Source organism: Spiroplasma sp. hyd1, assembly GCF_016082235.1.
In the GTDB taxonomy this organism is placed as follows: domain Bacteria; phylum Bacillota_I; class Bacilli_A; order Mycoplasmatales; family Mycoplasmataceae; genus Spiroplasma; species Spiroplasma poulsonii.
Genome location: NZ_JXYY01000089.1, coordinates 1 through 2491, shown reverse-complemented (window position 1 = coordinate 2491; position 2491 = coordinate 1). Strand labels below are relative to the sequence as shown.

The following is a 2491-nucleotide window of genomic DNA, read 5'->3' as shown; positions in this document are numbered from 1 at the left end:
TCTAATTTTGCAAGAATAATATTTTCCTGTTTTTTGATTATATGAATGTTTCATAATATTAACTCTCATAATTAACAATAATAATTGCATCTCTTATATGATGAGATATTTTTTCATTCTTATATTTTCAACCTTTACCATATTCATAAGTTAAATTATTATCTTTACTAAATTTTTGAATACAATTATTATTATTATTATTATTATTATTATATTTACTTAAATTTTCTATATTTTTAACCGTTGATTTAGTATATTTTGGTGATAATCAATTAATGAGTAATCTTAGTCTTTGATTAATATCTTCTATTACACCTAGTAATCGTAATAAATCGTCTCTATCTTTACTTGCATTAGCAGAGGTATATAAACAATCTTCAATATTTAAAATATAATTATTGTATTTTCATATATCACATAATATATCTCTTATAAAATCAATTTGTTTAATTCAATCTTTATTTGTAAATTCAAATTTTTCAATTATTTTATTATCTTCATACACAACAATACCAGTAGTACCAGTTCCTGATGTGTCAATACCTATTTTTATCATTATTTTAAAAATCTTTCTTTAAATTGATAATAAAAATCTTCGCTTTGTTTTCTAATTATAACTGGTGATAATTTTTCAACATTTAATTCTTCTTTTATTCAATTTTTACCTTTTGAAATAATATCTTGTTCTATTTTTGTATTTGTAATAAAATCTTTAATATTATTAAAATGCTCTTCCCTCATTCAATTTGGATTTAAATTATTAATTTGTTGCTTATTAGTTTCTTTAATAACTTGATTACTATTTTCTTTACTTATTTCAGTACTATCAGGGTCTAATTCATCAGTTGCTATACCAAATGTCTTACACAATCAATAACGAGCACCATAAGTTAAAGCACTACCAACTGCTTTTGCAATATCTGAATTTTGTGCTGATAAAATAATTCCTAATTCTAATTTTTCATCATTTTTATAAAGTGTTAATAATCCTTTTGAATAATAATTTACCATTTTATCATTATTAATAAATGTTGGTTCACCAACTGCTTGAATTGTATAAGTTATATTTTGTTCTTTTAATTGTGGTTTTAAAGTTTGATACAAATCACTTTCAGTAAAATAATTATATTTATTAAAATCATTCCTTGCATTTTTACCAACAAAAATATTTATATTAGATTGAATTTCACCAATACTTTCTATTAATGTTTTTTTAATTTCTTGTGGCATTTTCTCATTCCTCTCTTTCTTGTCATATTAAAATGGCTTCTTTAATTTGTTCTAAATCTTGTTTAGTAATATTAACTTTTTCTTTAATTACTATTTTTAATTTTGGATTAATAATTATTATTAATATTTTTTTACTATCTATACAAAAATCTTTTTCTAATAAATAATAAAGTTTTAATTGTCAAATATAGCGTTCAATATCTGTTTTTTCATTAGAACTAGTAATTTTTCAATCACATATTATATACTCATTATCTATTGTTATGCCAATAAAATCAGTTGTCCCACATAATAAAGGATGATAATATGTTTTTTCAGTTTCATAATGTTTAAATTTAATATTTTTAAAAGTTTCTTGATATAGTTTTGTAAAATTTTTAAATAATTCACGATGAGATTTTATATCACAATCAATAAATTCAATTAATTCATCATCAAAATTATTTTTTATTCAACAATCAATCATATTATGTAAACATATTCCACGAGTTTGTGCTAATTTTAAAATATTCTCATCAATTTGTGAAAAATCTTTTGGCACTAAAATATTAACAATTTGACTAACACTAGGAATTAAAATACTATACTTATGTAATTCATCATTATAAATATATAAAGGTTTTAAATCTAATCTCATAAAATTGCATTATTATCAATATTTTGATTATCATTATTAAATAATTCTTTTGTATAAGATGAATTAAATTCTATTTGTTCTTTTGGTTTTTCAGATAATAAAATATCTTTTTTTAAATCATTATTTGTATGTAAAAATTCATAATTAGATACTTGAACTATTCATTGTATTTTATTATCTTTATCTTTAAAAGATTGCAAAATACCCGTAATTGCTATTTGACTACCTTTTTGACAATATTTTTGTAAAGTAATTGCTTGCTTATTTCAAACTTGACAAGGAATAAAATCAGTTTCTTTTTGTGTTGAATATGGGCGAGTTACTGCTAATTGAAATATTGCATATTCTTTACCATTACTTGTTTTTTTAATTTCTATATTCTTTGTTGTTCTACCAATTCCTATAAATTTATTCATTATTTCACATCCTTACTAGGTAATTTGTCATATTTTGAATTATCTTTTAATTTAATTATTCTATCTGATCCACAATAACTACATTTTTTGGTTGACAGATTTATTTTTCTTCCTTTTTTTATTTTTTGATAGTACTCAGTATAAAATAAACCCGCTCCACAATTAATACAAAATTCACTAATTTTAAAATCTTCTTTANATAATTTTT

The 2491-nt window shown here is 20.7% G+C and carries 4 protein-coding genes; all 4 read right to left on the bottom strand.

The genetic code is table 4. The features are described from left to right. Positions 1 to 58: 58 nt before the first annotated feature. From TS70_RS06290 to TS70_RS06275, 4 genes are read right to left on the bottom strand one after another with little or no spacing between them, the layout of a single operon-like run. Positions 59 to 556, bottom strand: coding sequence for a hypothetical protein (locus TS70_RS06290; RefSeq protein ID WP_198049746.1), 498 nt, complete (start codon positions 554 to 556; stop codon positions 59 to 61). Next, positions 556 to 1230, bottom strand: a complete 675-nt coding sequence (locus TS70_RS06285; protein WP_198049745.1) for an ERF family protein — start codon at positions 1228 to 1230, stop codon at positions 556 to 558. The genes TS70_RS06290 and TS70_RS06285 overlap by 1 nt, the downstream gene beginning before the upstream one ends. Beyond that, positions 1214 to 1867 (bottom strand): hypothetical protein, encoded by a 654-nt coding sequence (locus TS70_RS06280; RefSeq protein WP_198049744.1) that lies wholly within the window; start codon positions 1865 to 1867, stop codon positions 1214 to 1216. Before TS70_RS06280 ends, TS70_RS06285 begins: the two co-directional genes overlap by 17 nt. After that, complete coding sequence (locus TS70_RS06275; RefSeq protein ID WP_198049743.1) at positions 1858 to 2283, bottom strand: single-stranded DNA-binding protein; 426 nt, start codon at positions 2281 to 2283, stop codon at positions 1858 to 1860. The genes TS70_RS06280 and TS70_RS06275 overlap by 10 nt, the downstream gene beginning before the upstream one ends. Positions 2284 to 2491 lie beyond the last annotated feature (208 nt).